Annotated in this window: 24 protein-coding genes and 1 tRNA gene; 7 read left to right on the forward strand and 18 right to left on the reverse strand. The window is 66.9% G+C overall.

Annotated elements, in window-relative coordinates:
• The first annotated feature begins 194 nt into the window (after positions 1-194).
• Positions 195-548, forward strand: coding sequence for a hypothetical protein (locus tag GY170_RS08820; RefSeq protein ID WP_163892309.1), 354 nt, complete (start codon positions 195-197; stop codon positions 546-548).
• Between the two features lie 144 nt (positions 549-692).
• Here GY170_RS08820 and GY170_RS08825 read toward each other — a convergent pair whose 3' ends face one another.
• Complete coding sequence (locus GY170_RS08825) at positions 693-1,511, reverse strand: DUF2059 domain-containing protein (RefSeq protein ID WP_163892311.1); 819 nt, start codon at positions 1,509-1,511, stop codon at positions 693-695.
• Between the two features lie 264 nt (positions 1,512-1,775).
• On the opposite strand from GY170_RS08825, the gene GY170_RS08830 reads away from it, so the two are divergent.
• Positions 1,776-1,865: transfer RNA gene (locus GY170_RS08830), tRNA-Ser, on the forward strand.
• A 329-nt stretch (positions 1,866-2,194) separates the two neighbouring features.
• Positions 2,195-2,782, forward strand: coding sequence for a sensor histidine kinase (locus tag GY170_RS08835; RefSeq protein WP_235924130.1), 588 nt, complete (start codon positions 2,195-2,197; stop codon positions 2,780-2,782).
• Between the two features lie 45 nt (positions 2,783-2,827).
• On the opposite strand, the gene GY170_RS08840 is transcribed toward GY170_RS08835, so the two are convergent.
• A complete protein-coding gene (locus GY170_RS08840; protein ID WP_163892318.1) occupies positions 2,828-4,750 on the reverse strand; it encodes a DUF5054 domain-containing protein in 1,923 nt (640 codons plus the stop codon).
• 11 nt (positions 4,751-4,761) lie between these two features.
• Positions 4,762-5,721, reverse strand: a complete 960-nt coding sequence (locus GY170_RS08845; protein ID WP_163892321.1) for a LacI family DNA-binding transcriptional regulator — start codon at positions 5,719-5,721, stop codon at positions 4,762-4,764.
• 236 nt (positions 5,722-5,957) lie between these two features.
• Between GY170_RS08845 and GY170_RS08850 the strand changes: the two genes are divergently transcribed.
• Genes GY170_RS08850 through GY170_RS08860 form a run of 3 tightly spaced genes read left to right on the forward strand, consistent with a single transcriptional unit; the run spans position 5,958 to position 9,063 of the window.
• On the forward strand, positions 5,958-7,277 hold the full coding sequence (locus GY170_RS08850; RefSeq protein ID WP_163892324.1) for an ABC transporter substrate-binding protein: 1,320 nt from the start codon (positions 5,958-5,960) through the stop codon (positions 7,275-7,277).
• Positions 7,274-8,221, forward strand: a complete 948-nt coding sequence (locus tag GY170_RS08855) for a carbohydrate ABC transporter permease (protein WP_163892328.1) — start codon at positions 7,274-7,276, stop codon at positions 8,219-8,221. Before GY170_RS08850 ends, GY170_RS08855 begins: the two co-directional genes overlap by 4 nt.
• Positions 8,221-9,063: a carbohydrate ABC transporter permease gene (locus GY170_RS08860; protein ID WP_163892331.1), complete on the forward strand. Its 843-nt coding sequence runs from the start codon at positions 8,221-8,223 to the stop codon at positions 9,061-9,063. Before GY170_RS08855 ends, GY170_RS08860 begins: the two co-directional genes overlap by 1 nt.
• Here the strand turns inward: GY170_RS08860 and GY170_RS08865 are convergent.
• The 8 genes from GY170_RS08865 to GY170_RS08900 form a co-directional block, all read right to left on the reverse strand.
• Positions 9,056-10,471: a CehA/McbA family metallohydrolase gene (locus GY170_RS08865; protein WP_163892336.1), complete on the reverse strand. Its 1,416-nt coding sequence runs from the start codon at positions 10,469-10,471 to the stop codon at positions 9,056-9,058. The two genes, GY170_RS08860 and GY170_RS08865, sit on opposite strands and share 8 nt — an antisense overlap.
• Before the next feature lie 227 nt (positions 10,472-10,698).
• Positions 10,699-11,490 (reverse strand): inositol monophosphatase family protein, encoded by a 792-nt coding sequence (locus GY170_RS08870; protein ID WP_163892339.1) that lies wholly within the window; start codon positions 11,488-11,490, stop codon positions 10,699-10,701.
• Complete coding sequence (locus GY170_RS08875) at positions 11,487-12,494, reverse strand: LacI family DNA-binding transcriptional regulator (protein WP_163892342.1); 1,008 nt, start codon at positions 12,492-12,494, stop codon at positions 11,487-11,489. The genes GY170_RS08870 and GY170_RS08875 overlap by 4 nt, the downstream gene beginning before the upstream one ends.
• Positions 12,491-13,945 (reverse strand): glycerophosphodiester phosphodiesterase, encoded by a 1,455-nt coding sequence (locus GY170_RS08880; RefSeq protein WP_163892345.1) that lies wholly within the window; start codon positions 13,943-13,945, stop codon positions 12,491-12,493. The genes GY170_RS08875 and GY170_RS08880 overlap by 4 nt, the downstream gene beginning before the upstream one ends.
• A complete protein-coding gene (locus GY170_RS08885) occupies positions 13,942-15,006 on the reverse strand; it encodes an ABC transporter ATP-binding protein (RefSeq protein WP_163892348.1) in 1,065 nt (354 codons plus the stop codon). Before GY170_RS08885 ends, GY170_RS08880 begins: the two co-directional genes overlap by 4 nt.
• On the reverse strand, positions 15,006-15,833 hold the full coding sequence (locus tag GY170_RS08890) for a carbohydrate ABC transporter permease (RefSeq protein WP_235924087.1): 828 nt from the start codon (positions 15,831-15,833) through the stop codon (positions 15,006-15,008). Before GY170_RS08890 ends, GY170_RS08885 begins: the two co-directional genes overlap by 1 nt.
• A 2-nt stretch (positions 15,834-15,835) precedes the next feature.
• Positions 15,836-17,227 carry a carbohydrate ABC transporter permease gene (locus GY170_RS08895; RefSeq protein WP_163892351.1) on the reverse strand — a complete coding sequence of 464 codons (1,392 nt, stop codon included), beginning with the start codon at positions 17,225-17,227 and terminating at the stop codon, positions 15,836-15,838.
• A complete protein-coding gene (locus GY170_RS08900; RefSeq protein ID WP_163892354.1) occupies positions 17,211-18,560 on the reverse strand; it encodes an ABC transporter substrate-binding protein in 1,350 nt (449 codons plus the stop codon). Before GY170_RS08900 ends, GY170_RS08895 begins: the two co-directional genes overlap by 17 nt.
• 436 nt (positions 18,561-18,996) lie before the next feature.
• Between GY170_RS08900 and GY170_RS08905 the strand changes: the two genes are divergently transcribed.
• The gene (locus GY170_RS08905; protein ID WP_163892357.1) at positions 18,997-19,158 is read left to right on the forward strand and encodes a hypothetical protein; all 162 of its coding nucleotides are present in this window, start codon (positions 18,997-18,999) and stop codon (positions 19,156-19,158) included.
• A gap of 41 nt (positions 19,159-19,199) precedes the next feature.
• On the opposite strand, the gene GY170_RS08910 is transcribed toward GY170_RS08905, so the two are convergent.
• The 7 genes from GY170_RS08910 to nagA all read right to left on the reverse strand — a co-directional run bounded on the left by GY170_RS08910 (position 19,200) and on the right by nagA (position 26,853).
• Complete coding sequence (locus GY170_RS08910; RefSeq protein WP_163892360.1) at positions 19,200-20,351, reverse strand: ABC transporter ATP-binding protein; 1,152 nt, start codon at positions 20,349-20,351, stop codon at positions 19,200-19,202.
• An 87-nt stretch (positions 20,352-20,438) separates the two neighbouring features.
• Positions 20,439-21,656, reverse strand: a complete 1,218-nt coding sequence (locus tag GY170_RS08915) for an ABC transporter substrate-binding protein (RefSeq protein WP_163892363.1) — start codon at positions 21,654-21,656, stop codon at positions 20,439-20,441.
• 27 nt (positions 21,657-21,683) lie between these two features.
• Entirely contained in the window at positions 21,684-22,601 is a 918-nt protein-coding gene (locus tag GY170_RS08920) for a carbohydrate ABC transporter permease (protein ID WP_268895061.1), read from the reverse strand.
• Between the two features lie 7 nt (positions 22,602-22,608).
• The gene (locus tag GY170_RS08925) at positions 22,609-23,493 is read right to left on the reverse strand and encodes a carbohydrate ABC transporter permease (RefSeq protein WP_163892365.1); all 885 of its coding nucleotides are present in this window, start codon (positions 23,491-23,493) and stop codon (positions 22,609-22,611) included.
• Positions 23,490-24,653, reverse strand: a complete 1,164-nt coding sequence (locus GY170_RS08930; RefSeq protein ID WP_163892368.1) for a Gfo/Idh/MocA family protein — start codon at positions 24,651-24,653, stop codon at positions 23,490-23,492. Before GY170_RS08930 ends, GY170_RS08925 begins: the two co-directional genes overlap by 4 nt.
• Positions 24,654-24,808: 155 nt before the next feature.
• Positions 24,809-25,717: an ROK family protein gene (locus GY170_RS08935; RefSeq protein ID WP_163892371.1), complete on the reverse strand. Its 909-nt coding sequence runs from the start codon at positions 25,715-25,717 to the stop codon at positions 24,809-24,811.
• Positions 25,714-26,853: an N-acetylglucosamine-6-phosphate deacetylase gene (gene nagA, locus GY170_RS08940; protein WP_163892374.1), complete on the reverse strand. Its 1,140-nt coding sequence runs from the start codon at positions 26,851-26,853 to the stop codon at positions 25,714-25,716. Before nagA ends, GY170_RS08935 begins: the two co-directional genes overlap by 4 nt.
• Between the last annotated feature and the right edge of the window lie 5 nt (positions 26,854-26,858).

The following is a 26,858-nucleotide window of genomic DNA, read 5'->3' on the forward strand; positions in this document are numbered from 1 at the left end:
GGGCGGGTCTCTCCCGCCTTCGCCGTTTTCGGCCCCACCGGGCCGCCTCGGGCAGCGCGCCCTTGATCCGGGCATTCGTTGGTCTGGGTGGCGGAGCCCCGCGCATGCGCGGGTCGCCCACGGCAAGAGGCTTGCCGAGATGCGGGCTTATCTGCGCCTATCGCCTTCAAGTCAAGCCCTTCGAAGGACACCTCATGCGCCTCGCCGCCCTGCCCCTGCTGCTCCTGCCGGCCCTCGCCGCCTGCGCCGGAACGGCCCCCCGCGACAACCCGGTCACCTGGCCCTTCTACGCCGCCCGCGCCGCTGCGGAGGACCCGGGCTATGCCGCCCGCCGTGCCGAGGTGGAGCGGCTCGTGAAGTCCGACCCGCCGGCGTTCTGGGCCGAAGTCGATGCCGGCGGCGGCCCGACGCTCTCCGCCGCCTACGCCGCAGCGGGGGTGCCGCCGGCCCGCCAGCCCTACGTCCTCGCCGCGCTCAGCGCCGACGACCAGATCTACGGCTCCAACTACCCGCTCCTCATCGCCGCCTTCATGGCCAACGGCAGCTGAGGCCCCTGCCCTCCGGCCGGCCTCCGTCTGCAGATGCTGGCGGGGCGCCGGAGGCGGAGGCAATGCCCCCTCCCCGGCTATCCGCCAGCTCCCGCAGCCCCTGGCGGGCCGGGGCGGGCGGGCTCGGCGCTGCGACCACCCAGTCTAGAGCTGCATCCCCACGACGTAGCGCGCCGCCGCCTGCCCCAGCTCTCGGTTGAGATCGTTGTACATCGCGTCGAAGGCCGAGAAGAGCGCGTCGTTCAGCGCCTGCCCGGGCTCCGTCTCGGAGAAGGCGATGTAGGCATCGAGCTCCCCGTCCTCCAGCGGCTCGTAGGCCAGCGTCAGGAAGGAATAGGTCCAGTCCCGCGTGCTCCGCCGGATTTCCGGCTCCTGGCTCCAGACCTGTGCGAGGATGTCGCCCTCGCTCATCGTCGGCACGCCGCCGCCGGAGGCAAGGCCGAGCATGAAGTTGAGCGAGCCGTTCAACCCGCCCTGCACGTTCCCCTCGATCAGGTCGTTGGCCTGGACGAAGCGCTCCAGCTGCTGGTGGCGCCCTGTCTCGTCGGCCATGGCGATGGCGGCGGCCTCGCGCGCCATCTGCTCGACGTCCTCCTCCAGCATCGCCTCGCGAGCGGAGCGCTCCAGCTCGGCGATGGTTGCGCCGGGCTCGGAGGTGAAGAAGCCGAGCATCGCGCCCACGTCCTCGCCTTCCAGCGCATCGGCGAGATTGGCGACGGCGGTCTGCTGCATGTCCTCGAGGTCATAGATGTCGCCCACGGCATCGGCCCAGACCCCGGAGGCGATGTCGGGGAAGAGCGTCTCCCCGACGGAGGCGCCGTAGGCCGTCCCCTCCTGCTGCATGACCTCAATGATGCCGGGCAGCTTCATGGCCTCGACCAGCGCCTGGACCTCCGCCTCGTCGGCGACGGCAGGGAGGGCGACCGGCAGGGCGGCGAGGGAGAGGACGGCGATGGCGCGCATGGGCGGGCTCCTTGTGCTTTGGCGTGAGGATAGAAACCCGCCCTCCCCCCGCCAAGCCTGCCCCCGCCCCCCTCTCGCGATCGTCAATGGGCGGCATCTGGGGGGATGGCGTGCGGCGGTCCTGCGTTGGGGGGCTTGGTACAAGAGCTGGGTTCGGCGCGGTTGGTCGGAGCGAGGCAGCCGGGGTTCCGATAGACCGCAACCCGCCCACCAAAGGGACTTGCACCGGCGGCCCCGAGGCCTTATTCGCCCCCTCGCGATCACGGAGAGGTGCCGGAGTGGTCGAACGGGGCGGTCTCGAAAACCGTTGACCCTTCACGGGGTCCCAGGGTTCGAATCCCTGTCTCTCCGCCACTATACTGCCATCATTCAGGCAGACCTTCCGGCTTTCTTAACCCGCGCACGGCACCCTATGCCGCAAAAATTCCCGCATAGCTCGGGACTTTCGAGGAGGGTGAGGTAATGGGTCTGACACTCGATCGAGGACGCCGAGCCCCGATCATAGTTGGATCGGAGCTCTCTGGCCGGGCCGGTTCCACGAGCGGGTGCACATCTCGACGCGCCAGTCTGCTGGCCTCTTTCCGGACTGTCTGAATTCCATTGGCCTAGAGCCGAGCGCGCATGGCACCCATTCCGTGCGGCGCAGGGAGGTGGAGCAGATATACCAAAGGACCGGCAACTTGATGATCGCGTTTGAGGGGCGCAGTCTGAGCGACGCGGCCTGCAAGGCGGCATTTACGCGGATGCGGGCCAGGATCGACGCCATTGCCAGCCTCTATTGCAGGCTCACGCAAACCCGTTCCATCGATACAGTAACAGCCGAATCCTATCTGACGGCGCTCGTCGAAGACGCCGTCTCGTCCTCCCCGCAAGCTGACACAATCGCGGTCGAGTTCGACCTCCCGGAGGTGCGTCTCTCGACGCGGATCGCCGTGCCGCTCGGGTTGATCGTGAAAGAGTTGGTCACGAACAGCCTGAAATACCCCTATCATGGACGGTCGAGCGGCTGGCTGGGCCTTCGCCTGTCGATCAAAGATCAGGCAATGAAAGTATCAGTCTGGGATGACCGGCCGGGAATTGATCCTGATGCGCGACTGGATCCCGGACTGGGCCAGAAGCTAACCGATGCCTTCACAGCTCAGCTCAGTGAAAGAATGAGTATCGACAGTGGAGCGGCCGGCACACGGCATACTCTCGTGTTGCCTCTATTAACTGCGTCATCGAAACGTAGCTCCGGACGGCCCTTTTGTGCTGCATCCAACTGCATCTAGCGGCGGGCAGGAGCCGGGCACTGATCAGGTCGTGCAGCCTCCGGTTCACTCGCCGCGGGCCGCGAAAGACAGCCTGAACCGGAATCGCAGATCTCCCTCGCTCCACATGCTGAAGTTCGTGCCCCACTTGTTGTTGAAAAGCACGAAGCGGCCGCCGTCTCCCTCAGGAAGGGTGCGGGCGTGGGGAATGAAAGGCTGGCTGCCCGGGAGGAAGAGCGGAGCGTCGAGCGTCTCCAGGTGAACGCCGCCGGCCGGGCCGGCGAAGGAGGCGGCGGTGATGGCGTGGAGCTGCCTGTTGCCGTCTGCCACCACGTCCGAGGGGTCGATCTGGAGGCCCATCTTGGTGAGGCGCAGGCTGGCGGGCCGGGCGCGCGGAGCGACGGTCAGGAAGCCGGCCTCTGGCTGGCGGTTGGCGTGCTTTCCCTTGAGGTGCAGCTCGAGCCAGAGGCCCTCCTTCGTTGCGCCATAGATGAAGAGCGGCTGAGGGGCGCCGAAATCGGCCCGTGCCTCGGCGGGCATGTCCATCTCGATGACCAGGCGATCGTCCTGAAGCGCCGCCCGCGGGGAGAACGGCCGGAAGGTCTCGCGCCGCGCGGTTGCGGCATGCTCAAGACCGGGCTTGCCGTGGTCCTGCAGGCCCCAGTCGAAGCGCTGGGTGAGATAGCTGTCGAAGTACGCGTCGTAGTCGGCGGCGGTATAGCTCTCTTGGCTGTAGGTGAAGAGGCCACCCAGATCCGCCGCCTCCAGCAGGGTTGCGTCGCCCCGCGCGACACGGAGCAGGCCCCCGGTCTGGGGATTGAGCGTCAGGGTGAGGTCGCCGAGGGTGACGTGCTCCGGCAACGGGCCGTCCCCCCATGCCGGAGCCGCGATAAAGGGAGCGGCCGGACGCTCCTTGTCAGGCAAGGCGGCCCAGGCGCGATCCAGTATCCCATCCTGCTCCGCCCAGGCGGCCTCGCAGAAGGCGAAGCGGGGGTCACTGGCGCGGGCGGCGTCGAAGGCGGGGCGATCCCAGGCGCTCTCGTCGCGCAGGTAGGTCTTGATATCGACGCCCCAGGTGTGCTCGGCGATCTCCAGGAGGGTGCGGCCGAAGGCATGGCGCGCCGGGCTCTCCTCCATCGCGTCGAAATGGCGTTGCGCCTCGAGGAAGCCCGAGAGGCGCCGGGGGGCGGAGCCGACGCCGTGGATCCAGGTGTCGCCGATCTCGGATGTGACGACCGGCAGGTTCGCCGCATGCGGCTTCAGCGCCTGCCAGAAGCCGTCGAGGGTGGAGGCGCGCAGGCGCAGGTCCGGCACCTGCCGGGCAAGGTCCCGCCGGCTCTCGACGACACGGCTGACATCCTGCGGGCCGGCATTGTCCATCGTGTGGGCAAAGGCGATGCCGCTCTCCATCCCCTCCGGCACCATGACCGAGCCGTAGGAGCTTTGGTACATCACCACGACCTCCGCCCCCGAGGGCGCGCGCCAGCGGAAGACGGGCGGCACCTGCGGCACCGGGCAGGCGGAATTGACGCCGAGATGCAGGAACTCCACCCCCTCCGCCGCCATCACCTCCACGATGCCGAGCGTGTGGCCCGGCACGTCGGTCATCTTGGCGGCGCGGGTGGTGCGGCCGAAGCGCGCGTCGAGCTCGCGGGCGATGGAGATGCCTTCGGCGAAGAGCGCCGGCGACATGATCTCCGAATGCAGCGTGAAGGGCAGCGCGTGCCAGGCGATGATGCCGGCCTCGATGCCTCGCTCGAGACGGCGCACTTTCTGGGGCGACTGGGTCTGCAGGTGATCCCAGATCAGCCAGCTGCCCGTCGTCCAGACGAAGCCGGGCTCGGCCGCGTTCTCCATCGCGAAATGTTCGCCGGTGTCGAGCGCCATGGGGATGAAATACTCGTGGTAACGCCGCCGCACCTCGGCAGCCTGGGCGGTGAAGCCGAGATCGAGATGCGTCTTGAAGATGACGTGCAGGTCGCCGGTCATGGGAATGGGCCTCAGGCAGTGGAGCGGACGACGAGCCGGGCTGTGACCGTCTCGCGCTGCTGGGGGATTGCGGGGTTGCGCAGCCGCGCGCCGATCATGCGCGTGATGGCGGCGACGCGGGTACCGAGCGGGATGGATACGGTCGTGAGATCGTAGGCCCGCCAGTTGGACTGGGCGACGTTGTCGAAGCCGATCACCGCCGCCTCCTCCGGCACCCGGCGGCCCTGGTCGAAGCGCAGCGCGTCGAGCGTGCCGAAGGCGGAGACGTCGTTGGCCGCGAAGAAGGCCGTCGCGCTGCCACCCGCGGTGAGATAGCCGTTCACCGCACTGCGCGCCGTATCGTAATCGAAGTCCCCCTCAATCCGCCCGGCGAAGGCGAGGCCCTCTTCGCCGATTGCCGCCCGGACGGCGGCATCGCGGTCGACATCGGAATTGGCGTAATCGGTGCCGCCCACATAGAGCACCTCGCGGTGACCGGCGGCGCGGAAGAGGCGGATGGCGTGGCGGATGCCCTCGTGCTGTTCGACCTTCAGAAAATCCACCGTCTGCCCTGCTGCCTCCGGCGGCTCCTCTCCGAAATAGGGATAGATCGCAGGCGAAGAGCCGAAGAGCGGCAGGAGCGTGCCGGGCATGATCTTGTCCATGAAGGCGATGACCAGCGCCGGGCGGTAATCCTGCACGCGGATCAGACTGGCGTAATCGGCCATGTGGTTGGGGATGCGGTAGATCACCGGCGTCAGCGCCATCTCCTGCAGCGACTGGCAGATCAAGTCGACCTCCTGGCTCTCCCAGGGGTGAGCGAGCGTGGGGACGACGAGGGCGACGAGATCGGTGCGTCCAGTGGCCATGGCGCGGGCCGTCTTGTCGGGCGCGTAGCCAACCTCGGCTGCCTTGGCGAGGATGTCACGGCGCAACTCGCCCCGCACGCTCGCTTCGGGATTGAAGGCGCGGCTGACCATGACGCGACTCACGCCAAGCGCCTGGGCGACGTCGTTTGCCGTGGCTCGGGGGCGAGGGCGTCCGGTATCCGTCATATTGTTGTAACCGCGTACAATATCTGGGTCAGCTCAGCGAAACCTACTGACGTTCGATGGGAAATCCAGCAGAAAATCTCGTGGGGCAAGATTGAACGCGTGTTCATTCGCCTGTCACAGACTCACCCCATGGTCCGCGCCATTCGACACCCATTCTCTGACAGGGGAACGACATGACACGCATGACGACCGTGGCCCTCGCCGCGCTCATTGCCGGCTCCGCCGCCGAGGCGCAGGACCTGCGCATCCTTTCCGCCGTGACCGGCGGCAAGGACGCCGAGGAGCAGGAGTTCTTCGTCGCCGAACTTGAGGAGCATCTCGGTCTCGACATCGAGATGATCAAGCCGGCTGCCGACTACAACAATGTGCTCTTCACCTCGCTGGCCTCCGGCGAGCAGTTCGACCTGATCTACGGCGACAGCTCCATGCTGCCGACGCTCGTCGATCAGGGCGCGATCATGCAGCTGAACGACATCATCGAGAGCTCCGCCGTCCTCTCCGACCCGGCGGTGATCCCTGATGGCGAATGGGATCTCTTCGACATGGATGGCGCGCTCTACGGCGTGCCGAACAAGTTCGAAGGCGGCACGATGCCGATCGCCCGCGGTGACTGGATGGACGCCTGGGGCATGGAGCCGCCGGCGACCATCGAGGAGTGGGAAGCCTATTTCGACCGCGCGCAGGAGGAATACGGCGCCTACGGCATCTCCTCTGCCGGTCTCTACGACATCCAGGGCTGGATGTCCGGCTGGGGCCTGAAGGCCGGCTATGTCGTGGATGACGCGGGCAACCGCACCATTCCCTATGCCTCGGACGACGCCGCCGCGGCTTGGGACTGGTTCTGCGAGCTGACCGAGAAGGGCCAGCTCGACCCGAACTTCGCCTCCAATGGCTCGGGCGAGTTCCGCAACCTCTTCATGGCCGATCAGGCCGCCGCCGTCGGCTACTGGGACGCCTGGGTGGGCCTCTTCAACAACCTGATGGCCGAACAGAACCCCGAGTTCCGCGCGATGGGCGTCGCCGGTGCCGAAGGCCCGAACGGCGAGGTGATCCTTCGCCGCGGCAATGCCTCGCTCTGGATGATCCCCGCCAACGCGCAGAACGTCGAGAACGCGGTGGCCTTCCTCGAGTTCTGGCACTCACAGCCCGGCTACCTGATGGGCACGCTCGGCATCGAGGGCCACGACTACAACGTCGAGAACGGCGAGTACGTGCTCACCGAGATCGGCCAGGCCCACGGCATGGATCACGGCGCCCCCCGCGTCGCCTCCACCACCTGGGAGAACCCCTTCGGCGCCCTGCCCGGCGTGAACGAAGCGGAAGAGATCGTCATCGAGTATGCGACGACCGAGTACCAACCGCTCGACTGGGTCGACGCCCAGCCCATCGTCGAAGGCTACGCCTACCAGGCAATGGCCTGCGAGATCACCGGCGAAGAGGCCGTCCAGCGCATGCAGGACGATCTGACCGCCGCCGGCCTCATCGACGGATGAGCCTGATCGAACGATACGGGATGGCGCGCCTCGGCGCGCCATCCGACCTCTGGCACCGCACCCGCCGTGCCCTCAGGCAACACTGGCCCTATTACCTGATGGTGCTGCCGGTGGTCGCCTATTTCGTCCTTTTCCTCTTCTGGCCGACGCTGCAGGGCCTCATCATCTCCTTCCAAAAATGGGGGCTCATGGGCCCGCAGGGCTGGGTCGGCTTCGAGAACTACGAGAAGGTCTTCTCCGACCGGACCGTCTTGCGCGCCTTGCGCAATACGCTCGTCATCTCCGCCGGCATCACGGTCCTCGGGGTCTTCCTGCCCATCCTCCCCGCGCTGGCGCTCATCGAGATCACGCCGCAGAAGGCGCGGCAGGGCTTCCAGACCGTGATCTACGCGCCCTATCTCATGAGCTGGGTGATCATCGTCGGCCTCTGGCTCAACACGCTCTCGCCCATCGGCCTTGTCAACTCGGCGCTCCTCGGCCTCGGCGTGATCGACCAGCCGATCCCCTTCCTCACCTCGCGGCTCTGGGGGCAGCCGCTCGTCATCGGGCTGACAACGTGGAAGGATATCGGCTTTCTCGCGCTGATCTACTACGCCGCCCTCATGTCGCTGGATCAGGAGATCCTCGACGCCGCCTCGCTCGACGGCGCCGGGCCCTCGGCCAAGATCCGCCATATCATCCTGCCGCATCTCGCGCCGGTCATGCGCGTCGTCTTCTTCCTGACGCTGCTCGGCAGCTTGCGCACCTTCGACAGTGCGCTCCTCCTTATGAACGGGCGCACGGCAGATACCGTGCGCACTCTTGCCGTCTTCACCTACGAGCGGGGGATCCTGCGGTTCGACCTCGGCTTCGCCAGCGCCGCGGGCGTCCTGCTCCTCGGCATCTCGCTGGCCTTCCTGGCCCTCAGCCGGCTTCTGCCGGGCGTACGCGGAGGGATCGGCTGATGCTGGGCTCGCGCGCCTTCACCGGGCTCTCCTGGGCGTTCCTCATCGCCTTGTCGCTGACCATGGTCATCCCGGTGCTCGGCGTCTTCGCGACGGCCTTCTCCTCGAAGCTCGCCTCGATGCAGCCCGGCGTGCGGCTCTGGCCGGACGAGCCCTCGCTCGAAGGCTTCGCCACGCTCTTCCGCCGCTTCCAGTTCTGGCGGCCGTTCCTCAACACCGCCTATGTGGTGGTCGTCGGCACGGTGCTGCACGTCGCACTCTGCGCGCTGGCCGGCTACGCGCTGGCGCAGGAGGATCTGCCGGGCCGCAACATCTTCGCCGGCATCATCCTCGTCACCCTGACGATCCCGACCCAGACGATCATGGTGCCGCTCTTCGTCGTCTTTCGCGACCTCGGCCTCCTCAACACGCTCTTCTCGCTGATCGTGGCCGAACTTGTCTCCGCCTTCTCGATCCTGCTCCTCAAGAGCTACTTCGAGCAGATCCCGAAGGAGATTCTCGAGAGCGCCCGCCTCGACGGGGCCGGGCCGCTGACGCTCTTCTGGCGGATCGCGGTGCCGCTGGCGCGGCCGGGGCTGATCACCATCACCGCCTTCAACGTCGTCTGGAAGTACAACATCTTCGTCGAGGCGCTGATCTTCATCAACGACCCCGACAAGGTGACGCTGCAGGTGGCGCTGCAATCGGTCGTCGGCGGCGAGGGTTCGACCTCCACCAACGACATCATCACGCCGAACGTCATGATGGCCGGCGTGGTGGTGGCGCTGGTGCCGCTCCTGCTCTTCTTCGCGCCGCTTCAGCGGTTCCTGACGCGGGGCACGATGATGGGCGCGGTCAAGTGACCCAGAGGGGCGAGGTGAGGGCGCGGATGAGCGGCTGATCGAAGCTGCCCTGCCAGTCGGCATGGCCGGGGTTCCGCCCGGCCAGCCAGGCCCGCGCCTCCGCCAGCCGCGCCGCCCGGCTCGCCTCCGCCACGATCTGCGCGCGAAGGAAGCGCCGGGGGGCGAGGTCGAAGGCAAGCTCCGCGTCATCGGTCTCCAGCAATGCCGAAGCGATGCAGCCGGTGGCATCCCAGAGCTCGAGCTTTTCGCCTGCAGCGCCGGTGGCAAGGGCGGTGAAGCGCGCCGGCCCGGCCGGCACCTCGGCCCCCTGCATCGCCTCGCCCGCCTTCAGCACCAGCCGCGGCCCCTCCGGGCTTTCGGTCACGAAGCTGCGGCCGGCCTTCATCGCCGCCAGCAGGCCAGCTTCGGACAACTCCTCGCACCAAAGGAAGGTGCAGGGACGGGCCAGCGTGAGCGGGTTGCCCTCCGGCTCCGCCCCCGGCTGGTGAAAGTCGGAGCCACCGATGGCCGCGATCCGCCGCCCCTCGGCCAACCGCCTCTGCCAGCGGGCAAGAGAGATGTGGTTGCCCGCCAGCCACGGCGCCTGCCAGACCTCCATCAGGTCAACCTCCTCGGGCAGCGGCCAGAGCCACGGATGGTCCGGCTTGTCGTGGTTGATCGAGAACAGCTGCCCCTCGGCCCTGATCCGCCTCACCATGCCCAGCACGTCCTCCCCGGTCTCGGTGCGGAAGTCCTCCACCGCCCGGGCGCCGTAGGCATTGGCGTGGCCGTTCGCCGTGGTGAACTCGTAGGCCGGCAGGAAGATCAGCTGCGGCGAGGAGGCGGCGTCAAAGTAGGCCTGCTGGGCGGTGACGGTGTTGTGGTCCGTGACCGCGAGGAAATCGAGCCCTTCGCGGAGGGCCGTCGCGTGCAGGTGCTCGGGCGCGCCCCTGGCATCTGAATGGAAGGTGTGCGCCTGTAGATCGCCGCGATACCACCCTGCCCTCTCGCGCCGCGGCTCCGGCGGCCTGGGGCGGGCCGCCACGGACCGCGGCGTTCGGTCGAAGCGCACCTCGACGGTGACGTCGATCGCCGTCTCCGGGAGACGGTAAAGCCCGAGGAGGACAGACCAGCGGCCGGGCCACATCCCCGGCCGATATCCCGGTGTCGCCGCGTCGGAGCCGACGAAGATCTCGTCCCTCGCCCCGCCCGACCAGCCGACCAGTCCGGCCGCAGACGGGAACGCGCTAAGGTCCGGATCCCCGAGGCCGAGGTCAATCACGCAGTCGTCCGATTTTGGATAGGTCAGCTTGATCTCGAGCCGCCCGACCCCCGCGGGCACGTCGAACGCCAGGCTCCGGTAGCGCGCCTCCTGCAGGTCCGATTGCGAGAAGCTGGCGGTGAGAAGAAGGTCGGGGGCGGAGGTCATGCGGCTTGGTCCGTCAAATGGAGATCGTGTCGGCAGAGCCAGGCGAACACGGGCGTCTGGATGAGGGTCACAGCCGGGCGAGCGCGTTGGGGGGCTCCAGCGCGCAGAGAGGTGCCGGCCCGCTCGACATCGGCTGCTGGATCATGACGGCTGTTCTCAACATGCTCGTGACGCTTCGCTGATCCCCTGCCCTGCGGCGGGCCGCCCTGCAGGATGAAAAGGGCCGCTCAAAGCCCGGTCGATGCCCCGGCAGCCCAGTCTTGCATCGCGCCGAACATCGCCGGCGTTGTGGCCAGAACCGGGGCCGCCCGGTCCATCGGGTGCGGTTCGGTGCGCCCGCCCGCTTCCTCGACCATCAGCAGGCCCGCGGCGCAATCCCATGGGGAGAGGAGCGGCTCGTAGAAGCCGAGGTAGTGGCCGGCGGCAACATGGGCGAGGCTGAGCGCGGCCGACCCGTTGCGCTGGAAGCTGCCGCCACGGGCCAGAAGGTCGCTGACAAGGTGCCCCAGCCGCCCGGGCGTGCCCGAGCCGATGGCCGTCAGCCCCTCGCTGAATGAGGCGGCGCCAGAGACAGAGAGGCGCGTGCCATTGCACCATGCGCCGCCGCCCGACGTGGCCGAATAGGTCCGCCCGCCGGAGGGATCGGCGATCCAGCCCGCGAGCACCCTGCCCTCGTGGCTGAGGCCGATCGAGACAGACCAGCCCCGCAGCCCGTGCAGGAAGGAGGCGGTGCCGTCGATCGGATCGACGATCCAGGTCCAGCCGCTCTGGCCGGCGGTGCCGCCCTGCTCCTCGCCGAGGATGGCGTCGCCCGGGAAGAGGCTCGTCAGGCGGGCGCGGATCATCGCCTCGACGTCGCGATCCGCCTCGCTCACCAGGTCCTGCGGGCCGGATTTCGCATCCCGGCTCAGGTCTTTGCGCCGGTGGAACCAATCGAGCGCAAGCGCCGCGGCCTCTGCTGTCAGCGTGGCTCCGGCCTCGATCCGGTCGATCCTCTCCATGTCTGCGCGCTCGGTCATGCGGGCCTCCGGGTCGAGGCGCGCTCGACAAGCGAGACGCCGATTTCGATGGTGCCGGCCGGGGCGGCAGGCTCGGCAATGCGCGCCAGCAGCGCCTTCAGGCTCGCGCTTGCGAGATCCGCGACGTCCTGACGGATGGTCGTCAGGTCATAGGCGGGCCAGGCGGCCTCCGCGATGTCGTCGCACCCCACTAGGGCGAAGTCGGCCGGTGCCGACAACCCCGCCTGCCGCAGCCGGTCGATGAAGCCGATGGCAAGGAAGTCGTTGGCGCAATGCACCCCGTCGACCGAGACTCCGGAGGCGAGGAAGCGCTCGGCCGCCTCCATGCCGCCAGCATGGTTCTGCGCCGCCCCCGCCACCTCGATGGCGAGGTCGAGCCCCAGCTCCCGCGCCACCGAGAGAAACCGCGTCTTTCGGGCATCGATGGTGTAGGAGGGACGCAGCTGGCCGACATAGGCGATGCGGCGGCAACCGGCCGCCTTCAGCACCTCCGCGGCCATGCGCCCCGCGGCTTCGGTGTCCTGCACCACACGTGCGGCCCGATCACCGCCGGGCGCCTTGTTGACGAGCACCAGCGGCACGCCCCAGCGTGCGGATTGTTCGGCGATCTGCTGCGGGGGCGTGTCGGAGGTGACGATGGCGCCGGCCACGCTGTATTGCAGCATCATGTCGATCAGACGGGCCGGATCGTCGCCCTCGTTCCACGGCAGCAGGACCGGCCGGTACCCTTCGGCGACGAGCCCGCGGGCGAGAAGGTCGACCGTCCGCGCGCGGAAGGAATGGTCCATGTCCGAGACGACGAGCGCAACCAGCTCCGACCGGCGCAGGATCAGGCTGCGGGCGAGGGAGTTGACGCGATAGCCGAGGCTCGCGGCGGCCTCCAGCACCTTGTCGCGGGTATCGGGGGCGACGCTGGCGCCGTCGGTGAATGTCCGGCTGACAGCGGAGCGGGATACGCCCGCCCGCCGCGCCACATCGAGGGCCGTCACCTGCCGTTCGCTCACGCGTCAACCCGCCTGAGCGCCGCCAGAAGCATGTCCGCCCGGTCGAGATTGATCATCTCGGGCCGCAACGCCGCGATGCGGTCGAAGATGGCCGGGTCATCGCCGAAGTATTGCAGCATCGGGCGGATGCCGTTGGCGCGGCAGAGCGGTGCCTCCTCCGCCCAGTCCTCGATCTGGATCTCGCAGATCTGCGGCCGGATCATCTGTTGCATCGCCTCGAAGCCGCCGTAATGCACGGCATTGGCCTTGATGTTCGCCTCCGGCGCAGCGGCGCGCAAGTCCAGCATCAGGCGCGGATCGGGGGACCAGAAGAAGCAGTCGTCCATGAAGTCCATCTTGCGCACGAGGGCGATCAGCTCTTCGGCGGGCACGTCCTTGTCCTCGATATACATCCGCCGCCCGCGCGCCTGGCAGAGCGTGATGGCCTCGGCCAGTGTCGGAACCTCTGCGCCGGCCCATTTGGCGCCCTTCCACGACCCGGCATCGAGGCGCTTGAGCGCATCGAGGGTCATATCGGCGACGCGGCCGCTGCCGTCGGTCGTCCGGTCGACGGTGGGGTCGTGCATGACGACGATCGTGCCGTCGCCGGCGCGACGCACGTCGAGTTCCAGCCAGTCGCAGCCGAAATCGTAGGTCAGGCGCGCCGCCTCCATCGTGTTCTCGGGCGCGATATGATTGATGCCTCGGTGGCAGACGACCTCGATGCCGGTCGCCGGGCCGGCATCGAAGCCGCCGAGCCGCTCGGGGTTGTCGGTACAGATGCCAAGGACGGGCAGCGCCAGCAGATCGGCCAGCACCTCGGGCCGCTCTTCGTGCCAGATGGCGACGCCGAGGCCCCGGCGCTTCGCCTCCGCCAGCAACTCGGGCGTGACGAGATCCTGCGGGCGTGGGCCGGCATGTTCCCAGCACAGGTGAACGATGTCGGCGCCCGTGGCTTCGGCGCGCGCGAAGGGGTCTTCGCCGGGCCGGACAAGCACCGTGACCGGCCATGGGCAGCCCGCCTCGATCAGCGCGCGGCTTTCGGCATCGTCGAAGGCGCCGAGCGCGGCGGGCGCGAAGCCGGCGCGGGTCAGATCCGCCACCGCGGCGGGGCCCGATCCGGGGGCCTTGAGGTCGAGATAGAGCGCCTGCCCGCGCCGCCGCGCATGGGCAATCGTCTGCGCCAGCGTCGGCAGGTCGGGCAGCATGCGGGCGAGCTCGTCGCGGGTGCAGCGCGCAATCTCGATCCGCCCGCCGTCCGGGCCGGGCACGATGGGATCATGGCTGACAACGGGCACGCCGTCGGCGGTGAGCCAGATGTCGGCCTCCCACATGTCGGCGCCGAGATCGGCGGCGATGTCGAAGGCCAGCGGCGTGCCCTCGGGCGCATGGGCGGAGGCGCCACGATGGGCGATGCAGAGCGGCCGCCCGTCGCGGCGGGCGGGCCATGGGTGGGTCAGCGACGGTCTCACAGCGTGCGCCCCTCGCTATCGAAGGCGAGGAGCCGCTCGGTATCGACTGGCCAGTCGACCCGGTCGCCGATGCCGACGTCGTCGCGGACCGGCTGGATGGAGCGCAGCACGATGCCGGGCGCTGCCTCGACATCGAAGAGCATCTCGCGGCCCTGCGGTTCGACGAAGACCACCCGGCCGGCGGCGCTGGCGCCGCCCCCTGCCCCGTAATGCTCGGGCCTTAGCCCCAGAGCGATGGGTTGGCCCTCGGGCATTCCGGCAAGCCGCGACGGCAGAGGCAGGCTCAGCCCCTCGGCCATCTCGAAACGCCCGGCCGGCCCTGTCTGCCCGTCGAGGAAGACGATTGGCGGGTTGCCGAGGAAGCCGGCGACGAAGCGGCTGGCCGGGGCGCGGTACATCTGCGTCGGCGCGTCGATCTGCAGGATCTCGCCCTTGTTCATGATCGCCACCCGGTCGCACATCGACATGGCCTCGACCTGATCGTGCGTGACGAGGATCGCGGTGATCCCCGTCTCGAGCTGGATGCGCCGGATCTCCGAGCGCATCTCCAGCCTGAGCTTGGCGTCGAGGTTGGCGAGCGGCTCGTCGAGAAGCAGCACGTCGGGCCGGCGCACGATGGCCCGCGCCAGCGCCACGCGCTGCTGCTGCCCGCCCGAAAGCTGCGCGGGCTTGCGGGCCATCAGCTCCTCGATATGCACCAGCTCCGCCGTCTCGCGAACGCGGCGCGTGACCTCTTCGGCGGAGGGCCTTTTCTTGCCCACGGTGAGGGGGAAAGCGATGTTCTCCTCCACGCTCATATGCGGATAGAGCGCGTAGTTCTGGAAGACGACGCCGACGTTGCGCCGCTGGCTCGGCAGGTTCGAGACATCGCGGTCGCCGAAGAGGATGCGCCCGCCATCGGCGCGGTAGATGCCCGCGATGGACAGAAGCGTGGTGGACTTGCCGCAGCCTGAGGGGCCGAGGAGAGCCAGCATCTCGCCATCGTTGACCGTGAGGTCGAGGTTCTCGATCACGGCGGTGCCGTCGAAGCGCTTGGTGAAATTGTCGAGGTGAAGTTGCATCAGCCTTTCGTGCCTCCGCCGAAGATGTTCATGAGCCGGTCCTGAAAGATGATGAAAAGCAGCACCACCGGCAGCGTGTAGAAGACGCCCACTGACTTGAAGAGATTGAAATCGAAGCCCAATTGGTCGCCCGCGATGAGCTCGTTGAGGAAGACCGAGAGCACGGTCATCTCCGATCCGGGCGCAAGGATGCGCGGCAGCAGGTACTCGCCCCAGCCGTCGAGGAAGGAGAAGACGCCGAGCGCCACGAGCCCCGGCTTCACCTGCGGCAGGATCAGCCGGCGCCAGACGGTGAAGCGGCTCGCCCCGTCCTGCACGCCGGCCATCTCGATCTCCCACGGGACGGCATCGTAAAAACCCTTCATGATCCAGATGCCGAAGGGCAGCATCAGCGCGCCCTTGACGAGGATCACGCCGATCATCGAGTTGTAGAGCCCGGTGAAGTTGAGCACGAAGAACACCCCGATCAGCAGCGTCACCGCCGGGAAGGCATGCATGACGAGGATGCCGCCGAGGAAGAGCCGCCGGTACGGCAGATGCAGGCGGCTGATCGCGTAGGCCGCCGTGGTGGAGAGCGACAGAACGATCACCATCATCGACAGGGCGAGGATCAGCGAATTGCCCGCCGCCTGCCAGACATTCCCCACGACGCTCGTATCGAAGAGGAAGCGCCAGTGCTCCAGCGTGAAGCGGTCGGGCCAGAGCTCGCCGGGCGGGGCGTCGGTGACGGTATCGAGGATGAGAAAGCCGTACATCACCATCAGCGGCAGGCTGACAAGGGTGAGCAGGGCGACGAGCGGGAGGGTCGAGAAGTTGCGGGTCATCATGGTCAGAACTCGATCCGGGGGCGGCCGACGAGATCGCCGAAGCGGAAGAGCCGCAGGTAGAGGATCGACAGCGCCAGCCCCACGACCACCAGCACCAGCGCCATGGCAGCGCCGAGCCCGTATTCGAGATTGCCCGAATAGTTCGACAGCGCGGTCTTGAAGGCCTCCAGCGCCCAGACGGTCGTCGTCCTGCCCGGCCCGCCATTCGTGGTGAGCCAGATATGCTCGTAGGAGGAGAGCAACGACAGAGTCTGGTAGGAAGTGACGAAGAGGATCGGCCAGCGCAGCTGCGGCAGGATCACCCGGCGGATCTGCTGCAGGCGGCTCGCCCCGTCGACCTCCGAAGCCCAGAGCTGCTGCAGGGGGATTGCGCGCAGCGCGCCCGAGAAGAGAATGAGCCCGAAGGAGGCTCCGATGAAGCCGTTGAGCGAGATCATCGTCATCCACGCGGTGACGACCGAACCCTTCATGTAGTTGAAGGCGGGCAGGCCAAGCTGCTCGGCGAGGATCGGCAGGAAGCCATCCTCCCAGGTGAACCACTTCCACATGATCGTGTAGAGCACGACCGGCGTGATGCGGGGTAGCAGCCAGAGGGTGCTGAAGAGACCGGTCACGGGCTTCGGCATGTAGAAGAGCACGAGCGCGAGGAAGAGCCCGAGCCCGACGTTGAAGAGCGACAGCGTCGCCCCAACATAGAGCGCCGTATTCGCGATCAGGCGCCCGGTTTCGGGCTGCGTGGCGAGGCGAGTGAAATTCTCCGTGGTGAAGACGGCGCCGGTATAGGCGTCATCGGTCAGCGCCTCGCGCATCTCTTCGGCGACGTCCGGCGCATGGGCGGCAAGGGCCTCGGCCAGCTCGTCCCTGGTCTCGAAGCGGTGGTTGACCAGCGACTGGCCGAAGAGATCGGCGGCCGACTTCAGCGCACGGGGGCTGCGCGGCGCGCTCGGCAGGTCTCTCAGCGCCAACTCGAAGTCGCGTGCGGTCTCGAAGGTCTCGCCGGTGAGCCGCTCCTCGATATCGGCCAGGAAGGCAGCATCGGTGCCCGCGTCGCGCGCGGCGGCAAGGCCCGCCTCGTCAACGGCATAGCTGGCGGCGGAGATGGCCTCTGCATCGTCGGCGCCCAGCCCCCGGTCGCCAAGCCGGCGAAGTGTCGTGGGGGTGACGACATAAGAGCCGCGGCCGATGCCGGTGGAGGTGGACATATCGGTGAAGGCAAAGACGCCGGTCAGCATGACGGGCGTGAAGAAGAACGCCAGCAGCAGCAGGATCGCCGGCGCCACCATGGCGAGGCCGAGGCGGGAGACGCGGGGCGCCCCCGCCGCTTGCGGGCGGCGGAGAGGACGGCGCGCGAGGCGCGCCGTCCAGATTGCGGGGCGATCAGCGGACAATGACATCGTCGCCGAGCGCCTGAGTGACACTGGCCTCGACCTCGGCCACCGCGTCCTCGACAGAGGTCACGCCGGTCCACGAGGCTTCGAGACCTTCGTACATCGCCGTCCAGTATGTGCCAAAATCCGAGTTGTTCGGGATCGCGTTCGTATGGGGCGCGAGCCGCTCGGACGCCGCGGTCAGCCAGCGGTTCTCGGCGTAGAGGGGCACCAGCGTCTCTTCCTCGGAGATGCCGAGATGGGCCGATTTCACCGCGTGCAGCGCGTTGATGCGCGGCTCGGAGGCGATGGCCACCAGCTCGGCCGCGATCGCCGCTTCTTCCTCGGGCGCCGCTGCGGTGAGCAGATAGACCAGCGGGTGGGTGATCGAGTTGGCCCGGCCATTCTCGTCACCGGCGGGGATCAGCGTGTACTGAACGGTGCCGAAGAAGTCCTCGAGGCCGAACTGGTTGGTCCACTGCGCGTAGTGCCAGGTGCCACCATGCCAGGCGCCGTAATTGCCGGCGGCGGCGTTCTGGTGCCAGGCGTCCCATTCCATCCCGAGGTGGGTGGAGGAGACCACGCCCATGTCGGCGGCATCGACGAAGAACTGGTACATTCCCGTCAGCGCCTCGGTGTCGAGCACCAGCTTGCCGCTTTCGGGGTCGGCCATTTCGCCACCGAAGGCCTGGTAGAACTGCCAGTAATCGGGGCCGTTCGAGACGCGGGGGCCAAAGCCCATGCCCGGCTCGAGCACGCCGTCGTCCTGCATCGCCTTCAGGGCATCGAGCATGTCGTAGAGCGTGAATTCGCCGTTGAGGATACGGTCGGGCAGGCTGGCGATCTCGTCTTCGCTCCAGCCGATGGCTTCGAGCGCAGGGATCGACCAGTACATGACGCGGGCTTCGGCGTCTTGCGGGATGCCCCAGATCTGGCCGTTGAACGAGGCGACATCGATCAGGTTCGGGTAGATCGAGCTGAGCGGCCAGGTGTCGAGATAAACATAATCCTCGATCGGCACGATCAGGCCGGCTTCCGACCAGGGGCCGATGTCTTCATGGCCCGAGACGATCAGGTCGGGGGCGTTGCCGGCCTCGGAAGCAAGGGTGAAGGCCTGCTTGAAGTCGTCCCAGCCGGACCAGGCCTGGCTCTCGACGGTGATCGAGAGCTCTTCGCCGCGGATCGCGGCCTCGCGCTCGAGGATGTCGGCCGCCATGTCTATGGCGTCCATGCGATAGTTGGAATCGTCGCCGGTCCCGCCGGCCCAGACGGTGATGGTATAATCCTGTGCCAGCGCGGGAAGGGCCGCGCATGACAGCAGAAGCGCCGCGGCGCCGCGAAGGAGGTTCTGAGAAGGCATGACTTTTCCCGGATGTTGGGTTTGCGTTGCACTCGTGTGCAAGCCCTAGATCGCGGGATTCGATGAAGCGTGAGCGACAGTTATGTCTCAGTTCAAAGACAAGGTGCGCGGGTAGCCCTCTGAGAAGCGGCGGAGCAAATCGGGAGGCGATGGAGCTTTGGGCAGCCCAGCCGGCGGCTACGCGGGCCTACCCTAGCCCGAACCCGCTCCTCCGTCGCGCTACAGACGTCCAAAGTCTCCTGAATGAAGCCGCTCGAAGTTGATAACTCCGAGCTGATGAAGCTGCTAGTCGGGTCGATGCTCCACATCTCCGACGGCGGTTAGTCCGTAGCCCAATGTCCTTCGATCTCATCCTCCGCGGTCGCATATGGCAACTGAAGCGCCGCGTCCCATCGCGTTATCAGGATGTCGAGCCTCGCCCCGTGATCTGAAGAGCGTGAAGACGGATTCGAAGTCCGTTGCGATCCAGAAGGCCGAGGGGATGTGGGCGGGGTATCTCAAGGCTTGGGAGGGGAAGCTCGCCGGACGGGACGGCGACGCCGAGGCGCTGTTCCGGGCCGCCCGGGACCTCGCACAGACGGGCGAATCTGAGTCCTGAACCTAATCTCGACGCGCAGGACAATCTCGCCCGCCCGTTTCTCAGCCCGTCGTGCGCTCGATCTGAAGAGCAGGGGCCCCGAGGTCCTCCGTATTCGCGCGCCGCGGCAGTGCCCGGCCGTCGGAGTCGAACAGGTGGCAATCGGCGGTCGAGAAGGTCACGTCGATCGGGGTGTCCGCCGGAACTTTCTGCGTGCCCGGAAGGACGAAACAGAAGGTCTCCTCCCCGCCCGGCAGCGGGGCGTAGCCGATGGTATTCTGGCCCAGGTATTCCATGACCGAGGGCGTCACGGTCATCGACGCATTGCCGCCACCGAGGGTGATGTGCTCTGGCCGGACGCCCAGCGTCAGCGGCGCGCCGGGGAGATGCGAGCGCAGGCTGGCGGGGGCCTCGACCTCGACGTGAAGGCGTTGGCCGTTGAAATCGACCGTGACACCGGTGCCCGTCACCTCCGTGCAGGTGACAGGCAGGAAATTCATGCGCGGGTTGCCGATGAAGCCCGCGACGAAGGTGTTCTGCGGCTTGTGGTAAAGCTCGAGCGGAGCGCCGACCTGCGCGATATCGCCGGCGTTCAGCACGACGATGCGGTTGGCCATCGTCATCGCCTCGATCTGGTCGTGCGTGACGTAGATCATCGTGGCGCCAAGCTGCTTGTGCAGGCGCGTCAGCTCGATGCGCATGTCGGCGCGCAGGGCGGCGTCGAGGTTCGACAGGGGTTCGTCGAAGAGGAAGATCTCCGGTTCGCGCACGATGGCCCGACCGATCGCGACCCGCTGCCGCTGACCACCCGACAGGTTGCCGGGGCGCTGGTCCAGCCGGTTCTCGAGGTGCAGGATCTGGGCCGCGGCCTCGACCTTGGATTTGATCTCCGCCGCAGGCGCGCCTTCGACCCGCAAGGGAAAGGCGATGTTCTCGAAGACCGACATGTGCGGGTAGAGCGCGTAGGACTGGAAAACCATGGCGATGCCGCGGTCGACGGGCGCCAGGTCGTTGACCCGCTTGCCGTCGATGACGATGTCGCCGTCGGTGGTGTGCTCCAGGCCAGCGATCATGCGCAGCAAGGTGGACTTGCCACAGCCCGAAGGCCCGACGAAGACCATGAATTCACCTTCGTGGACGTCAAGCGACACGTCCTTCACGACCTCGAAGGTCCCGAAAGTCTTCGTGATCTGCTTGAGAGATAGCTGGCCCAAGGCGGGTCTCCTGCGAAATTCTGGGTGTGGCCTCGATGGGCAGATGAAGGCGTGCCCGACCCCGGGGGGCCGGGCACGCCTGGGGTCTTACTTGTACTCTTCGAGCTCGGCGGCGGCTTCGGACAGCGCCTCCTCCGGCTCGGCGGCGCCGGTCACAACGGATTGCACCATCTCGATCATGACGTTCTGGAAGCCCCGGTAGTCGGTGAACAGCGGCTCGGGGCCACCGAACTCGATGCCGTCGATGAACGGCTGCCAGTACGGCCCGGCCGCCAGCATGTCGTCCACGGCCCGGCCGGGACGCAGCGGCGTCAGGCTGGCCGCACCACCGGCTTCATAGGCTTCCTGCACTTCGGGCGAGGTGATGAACTTGGCGAATTCGATCGCCTTGTCCTCGACCCCGGAGCCGTCGAAGATCGCGAGGCTGTCGGTGATGAGCAGCGTGCCCGGGCCTTCGGCATCGGGGCCCAGTGGCAGGTCGGCGACGCCCCAGTCGATGTCGGTGTCTTCCAGCAGGAAGGCCGCGCCGACGGAGGTCTGGATCATGCCCACGGTCCCGTCGAGGAAGATGGCGCGCATCTCGTTCTGCTCGTAGGCGGTGGCACCTTCGACCGAGTAGGGCGTGATGTCCTGGTAGGCTTGAAGGGCGGCCAGCACTTCGGGGCTGTCCATGACGATGTTGCCGTCCGCGTCGATGATCTGACCGTTGTTGGTATACACCCAGTGCAGGAACTGGTGCATGGTGTTGTCCATGGTCTTCGCCGGCAGACCGTAACCTGCGTAGTCGGTGTTCTCGGTGATCTGACGGGCGAAATCGATCGTCTCTTCCCAGGTTTCAGGCGGCGTTTCGGGGTCGAGGCCGGCTTCCTCGAAGATGTCCTTGTTCCAGTAGAGCGCCTTGGTCGAGAAGGCGATCGGCACGCCCCACTGGGTGCCCTGGAAGGTCACCGTGTCGACGATGTTGGGATAGTACTCGGCCTGCTCTTCCTCGGACATCGGCACCGGGACGATCAGCTCGTTCAGCGCGAATTCCTTGAGCGTGCGCGAGCCAACGTAGGCCATGGCGACGGGGCTGCCCGCGACGGCCAGCGTGGTAGCCTTGTCCTGGCACTGGGCCCAGCCGACGACCTCGGGGGTCACGGTCCAGCCTTCGTTCGCGGCTTCCCATTCGGCGATGTACTGCTCGTGCACCGGGTCGATCTTGTCGCCGCAATAGATCCAGCTGATGTCCTGGGCAAAGGCGGGCAGCGCCGTTGCCGATGCGAGCATCGCGCCGATCAGGCTCTTTTGGACAGGTGTCGTCATTTAGAAGTCTCCTTGTTGGATGGATTGTTATTTTATCGCCCCGGCGGTCAGCCCGCCGACGAGATAGCGTTGCAGGAAGAAGATGATGACCAGCGCGGGGGCGATCCCCACGAAGCTTGCCGCCATCAATTCGTTCCAGATGACCTCTTGCCGGCCGAAGAAGGCGAAGAGCCCCACCGGCAGCGGCATGAATTCCGTTTTCGAGTTGAACGTCAGCGCGAAGATGAACTGCTGCGCGTAGGCGCCGATGAAGGTCATGATGGCGACCACGATGATGCCCGGGCGCGCCAGCGGCAGGATCACCCGGCGGAAGGTGTAGAACTGGGAGGCACCGTCCATGTAGGCCGCCTCGTTCAGCTCGGGCGGGATCCGCATCATGTAGGTGCGCAAAAGCCAGATCGCCGAGGGGATCAGGAAGGCCGCCCCGGGGATGATCATGGCCCAGTAGGTGTTCAGGATGCCCAGCGTCCGCATCAGCCGGAAGAGCGGGATCAGCAGCACCGCGCCCGAGAACATCGACACCGCGAGAAACGCCCCCAGCAACAAGGGCATGCCCCTGAAGCTGAACCGCGCGAAGGCATAGGCCGCCGGCACCACGAGGGCCAGCACGATGAGCGTCGCCACCGTCGCAATCAGCAGCGAGTTGAAGATGTAGATCGCGAAATAGGGGATCCGCTCCCACATGGTCACGTAGGCCTCGAACGAGCCGTTCTCGGGCCAGAAGCTGTAGGGTGTCGAGAAGAGCTGCGAGAGCGGCTTGAGGCTGACGAGGAAGCCTTCGAGGAAGGGGGCGAGCATGAAGAAAAGGAAGACGAAGATCCCCAGATAGATCAGCACGATCTCATACCAGCTGTAGCGGTCCATCATGGCGCTCGGCTGGGCCCGCTTCGAGAAGGGATTGACCAATGTCAGGACGCGGGTGGCGCGGCGGGATGGGTTCATCATGGCGGGCTCAGACCTTTTCCTGGCGGGACAGTTTGCGGGTCATTCGGAAGTAGGCGAGGCAGAACAGCGACAGGAAGATGCAGATCACGACGGCCCGTGCGGCGCCCTGCCCGTATTTCTTCGACCCTATCGCTGTCTGGTAGGTGTCGATGATCATCGTGGTGGTCGACCCCGAAGGCCCGCCCTGCGTGAGGATCCAGATGATGTCGAAGCTGTTGAACGTGGCGATCAGCGACAGCATCGACATGGTGATGATCGCGGGCGCCATCAGGGGCACCGTGATGCGGCGGAAGCGGTACCAGCGGCTTGCGCCATCGGTCCAGGCGGCCTCGTAAAGGTCACGGGGGATCGCCTGGATGGCGGCCAGGAAATAGATCGTCACCATCGGCACGCCGATCCAGACGTCGGTGACGATCGTGGCCCAGTAGGCGGTGTTGCCGTAGGCCAGAAAGGCGACGGGGCCGTCGACGAAGCCGAACCGTTGCAGCAGGCCCGAGATCATCCCGAACTGGCCGTTGTACATCCAGCCCCACATGAAGATGCCGATCGCCATGGGCACGATCCACGGCGGCATCGTCAGGATTCGAAAGAGGTTCCGCCCCGGCACCGCGCAGTTCAGCAAGACCGCGCCGAACATGCCGATCACCATCTTCAGCAGGACCGAGAAGAACGTCCAGGAGAAGGTGCGAAGGATGATCTCGGCGAAGTCGCGGTCGAAGATCCGGGTGTAGTTCTCCCACCCGACGTAGTTCACCGTTTTCCGCAGCGAGGCATCGGTGAACGACAGCCGGACGGTCTCGACCAGCGGCCAGGCCACGATGACCAGCACGTAGATTATCGCCGGCGCAAGCAGCGCCCAGGCGAAATACCATGCGGCGCGCGATTGGGTCATGCGACGGCTCCCTTGACGGTCAGCGCCTCGTCGTAGCGATCCCAGATCGGGCGCATGTCGATCACCTTACGGCTTCGCCGCGCATCGTCCATCGACAGCGCGAGGATCCCGGCCTCGAGCGCGTCGAGCGGTGACACCGGGAGCGGCCCTGCCTTCATGACATGCGCCACGACTTCGGCGGCCATCGTCTCGTCGGCGCCGTAGTGCTGCGACAGGGCCGTGGCCTCGTAGGTCTTGTCGATGGTCGTCGCTTCGGACAGGACGTCGGTCACCTTGAAACCGGCGCGGATGAAGTCGCCTTCCGCCTGGCCCTTGGTGCCGAAAACGGCGAAGCGGCGAAACTGGTCGGGCGCGTTCAGGTTGGTGTGAAAGTTCATGCCCACACCATTGGCGTATTCGATGATCGCCACCTGGTAGTCGATGATGTCCCCGTCGCTGTCGAAGACCTTGTCCGACCCGTTCCAGCCCGAAGGCTTGCGGTGGAACAGGCTCATATCGTTTACGCCTTCGGACCGCGGATCGTTCTCCGGAACGAAGGTCTTGCGCCCGCCGAAGCTGGCCACCCGTTCGGGGCGCGCGCCGATCAGACCGTTGTACAGGTCCAGATCGTGGCAGCATTTCTCCAGCATGAAACTGCCGGACCATTTCTCGTAGCGGCGCCAGTCGCGCATGAAGAAGGCGCCGTGATAGGGATAGATATGCTCCGCCGCCTCGACCGAGACAATCTTGCCTAGCAGCCCGTCGTCGCGCGCCTTGATCAGATCGCGGTAGAGCGGCGCGTAACGCAGCACCAGACCGACGAGCAGACGCTCCGTCCCGTGTTTCGCCATCAGCTCGGCCAACGCGTAGGTCTGCTCGATGGTCGAGACGATCGGCTTCTCGCTGAAGATCTTGTTGCCCGCCTCCAGGCCCAGCCGGATGTGATCGAGGTGCAGGTGATTGGGCGATCCGATCATCAGCAGGTCGTATCCACCCGCCTTCACCAGATCTTCAGGAGAGCCGTGCTGCACGCCCGGGCTGATGCCGTGTTCATCCAGAACGCTCATTCCGGCGGGGTCCGGGTCGAAATATCCGACGATCTCGAAGTCGGGATCCATCTCGTTGAAGACGTGACCAAGGTACCCCAGGCGATACCCCAATCCGATGATGGCGACCTTCATGCCACGACTCCGCGAAAGAAATTCATTTTCTGATGTTGGCCGTTACACAGCGTTTACGTCAAGATATTTCCGCAGAAGTTTTCGAGACGCTCGGAACTATGTAATTTATTTTCACTAAGGCTGCTTTTTTGCGCCTCGCGAGAAAATCTGAGCCGTCAGCAGGACGCCAGCGACAGGCCCAGAATCGCGGCCCCGATCAGCCCCGGTTCGACCGTGCATTGCGCCGGCACGATCAAGGGCCTGTCGAACCGCCGGAGAATCCTCTCGCGCACCGAGAGGTCCAGCGCGGCGATCAAGTCCGGTGCAGCGGACAGCCCGCCGCCGACCGCGATGATCCCGGCCCCTAGCACGTTCTCGACCATGGCAAGCGGGCCGGAGAGAACCTCCAGCCAGACGGCGATGGTCTGCCCGGCGTCCGCATCCCCTGTCTGCCAGCCGGCGACGATCTCGCGGCTATCGAGCGCGCGCCCGTGCAGGTGGAGATGCAGGCGCTCCATCCCGCGGGCGGAGCAGACGACGTCGAGGCACCCCGTCAATCCGCAGCCGCAGGGTATGGCAGGCAAGGTCACGCCAAGATCATCGAGGATCCGCGCCGCCACCGGCCCATGCCCGATCTCGCCCGCGAATCCGCTTCCGTTCACCAGCTGCCCCCGCACCACGACGCCGCCGCCGACACCGGTGCCCAGGATCAGGCCGAAGACGACCTCGTGGCCCCGCCCGGCGCCCAGCTCCGCCTCGGCCAGCGCAAAGCAGTCCGCATCGTTCGCCAGGATCACCGGCAGCCCAAGGGCCGCGGTGAGGTCATGCTGCAGCCGTCGCCCGGTCAGGCAGGGGATGTTGGCCACGGTGGCTACCCCCGTGCCCGGCTCGACGACACCAGCCATGGAGAAGGCGATCGCCTCAGGCGGCTCGGAGGCCGCCGCGATGGCGTCGCGCAGGACTTGGGCGAACGCATCGAAGTCCCGCGTCGGCGTTGGAATGCGCCCCTTCAGGACAAGATCGTTGGGACTGCTTGCCTCTGCCAGCTTGATGGCGGTGCCGCCGATGTCGCAGCACAGGATCATGCCGCGACACCCACGCGGCGGCCCGCGATCCATGTCTCGGCAGCCTCGATCCCCGGAGTGAGGCAGGTGAAATCGGCGCGCGCACCGGGCCGCAGGTGGCCGCGCTCCGTAAGCCCCATCGCCGCCGCGGGCGCGGCGGAGGCCAGCGCCACCGCCTCCCCCAATGCGACGCCCAAGGTCAGGTGGAGGTAGCGCACCGCATCGACCAGCGCGATGTCGGCCCCCGCGAGCGTGCCGTCTTCCAGCGTCAGCCGACCGTCGCTGCGCAAGATGCGCCGGCCATTCAGAACCACTTCCGTCGTATTGGTCCCCACGGTCGACATGGCATCGGAGACCAGGAATAGGCCCGCGGGCCCCGTCTTCGCCCGCAAGGCGATGCGCAGTGCCGCGGGATCGACGTGAAAGCCGTCGGCGATCAACCCGGCCCAGAGCCGCCCGTCGTCCAGCGCCGCACCGACGAGGTTCGGGGACCGGTGCCCCAGCTGGCTCATCGCGTTGAAAAGATGCGTGACCATCGTGGCCCCCGCATCGGCGGCGGCGCGGGCCGCGCCCATATCGCAATCTGAATGACCAAGGCTCACCACCGCGCCGGCTTTGGTGAGCGCGGCAATCTGCGCGGGCGTCACCGTTTCGGGTGCCACGGTGCAGATCATCCGGCCCAGCCGCTGTGCCGCCTCCGTCAGCATCTGCAGATCCTCGGGATCCATCGGGCGGATCAGGGCCGGGTCGTGCGTGCCCTTGCGGGACAGGGCCAGGTGCGGCCCTTCGAGGTGTAGCCCGAGGAAGCCGGGATGGCGGGCCGCGCGCGCCGCCGCGATCGCCCGGCCCGTGACCTCGCCCGTGTCCGTGATCAGGGTGACCATGGTCGACGTGGTGCCGAAGCGGGCATGCGCGTCGCAGATCGCGGCGATCCCCTCGGCGGAGGGGGTGTTGTTGAACAGCACGCCGCCGCCGCCGTTGACCTGCAGATCGACGAACCCCGGCACCAGCGGATGCTCCAGCACCTCACCCTCCGGCGCCTCGGCGCGCGGAACGATCCCCGTGACGCGCCCATCCTCGACGAGAAGCGCGGCACCGTTGTGCCACTCGGCCCCGTCGAAGATGCGGGGCGCGTGATAGGCGGTCATCTGGGCCATGGAGC

Origin of the sequence: Pseudoroseicyclus tamaricis (genome assembly GCF_012070395.1) — a bacterium.
GTDB lineage: Bacteria > Pseudomonadota > Alphaproteobacteria > Rhodobacterales > Rhodobacteraceae > Pseudoroseicyclus_A > Pseudoroseicyclus_A tamaricis.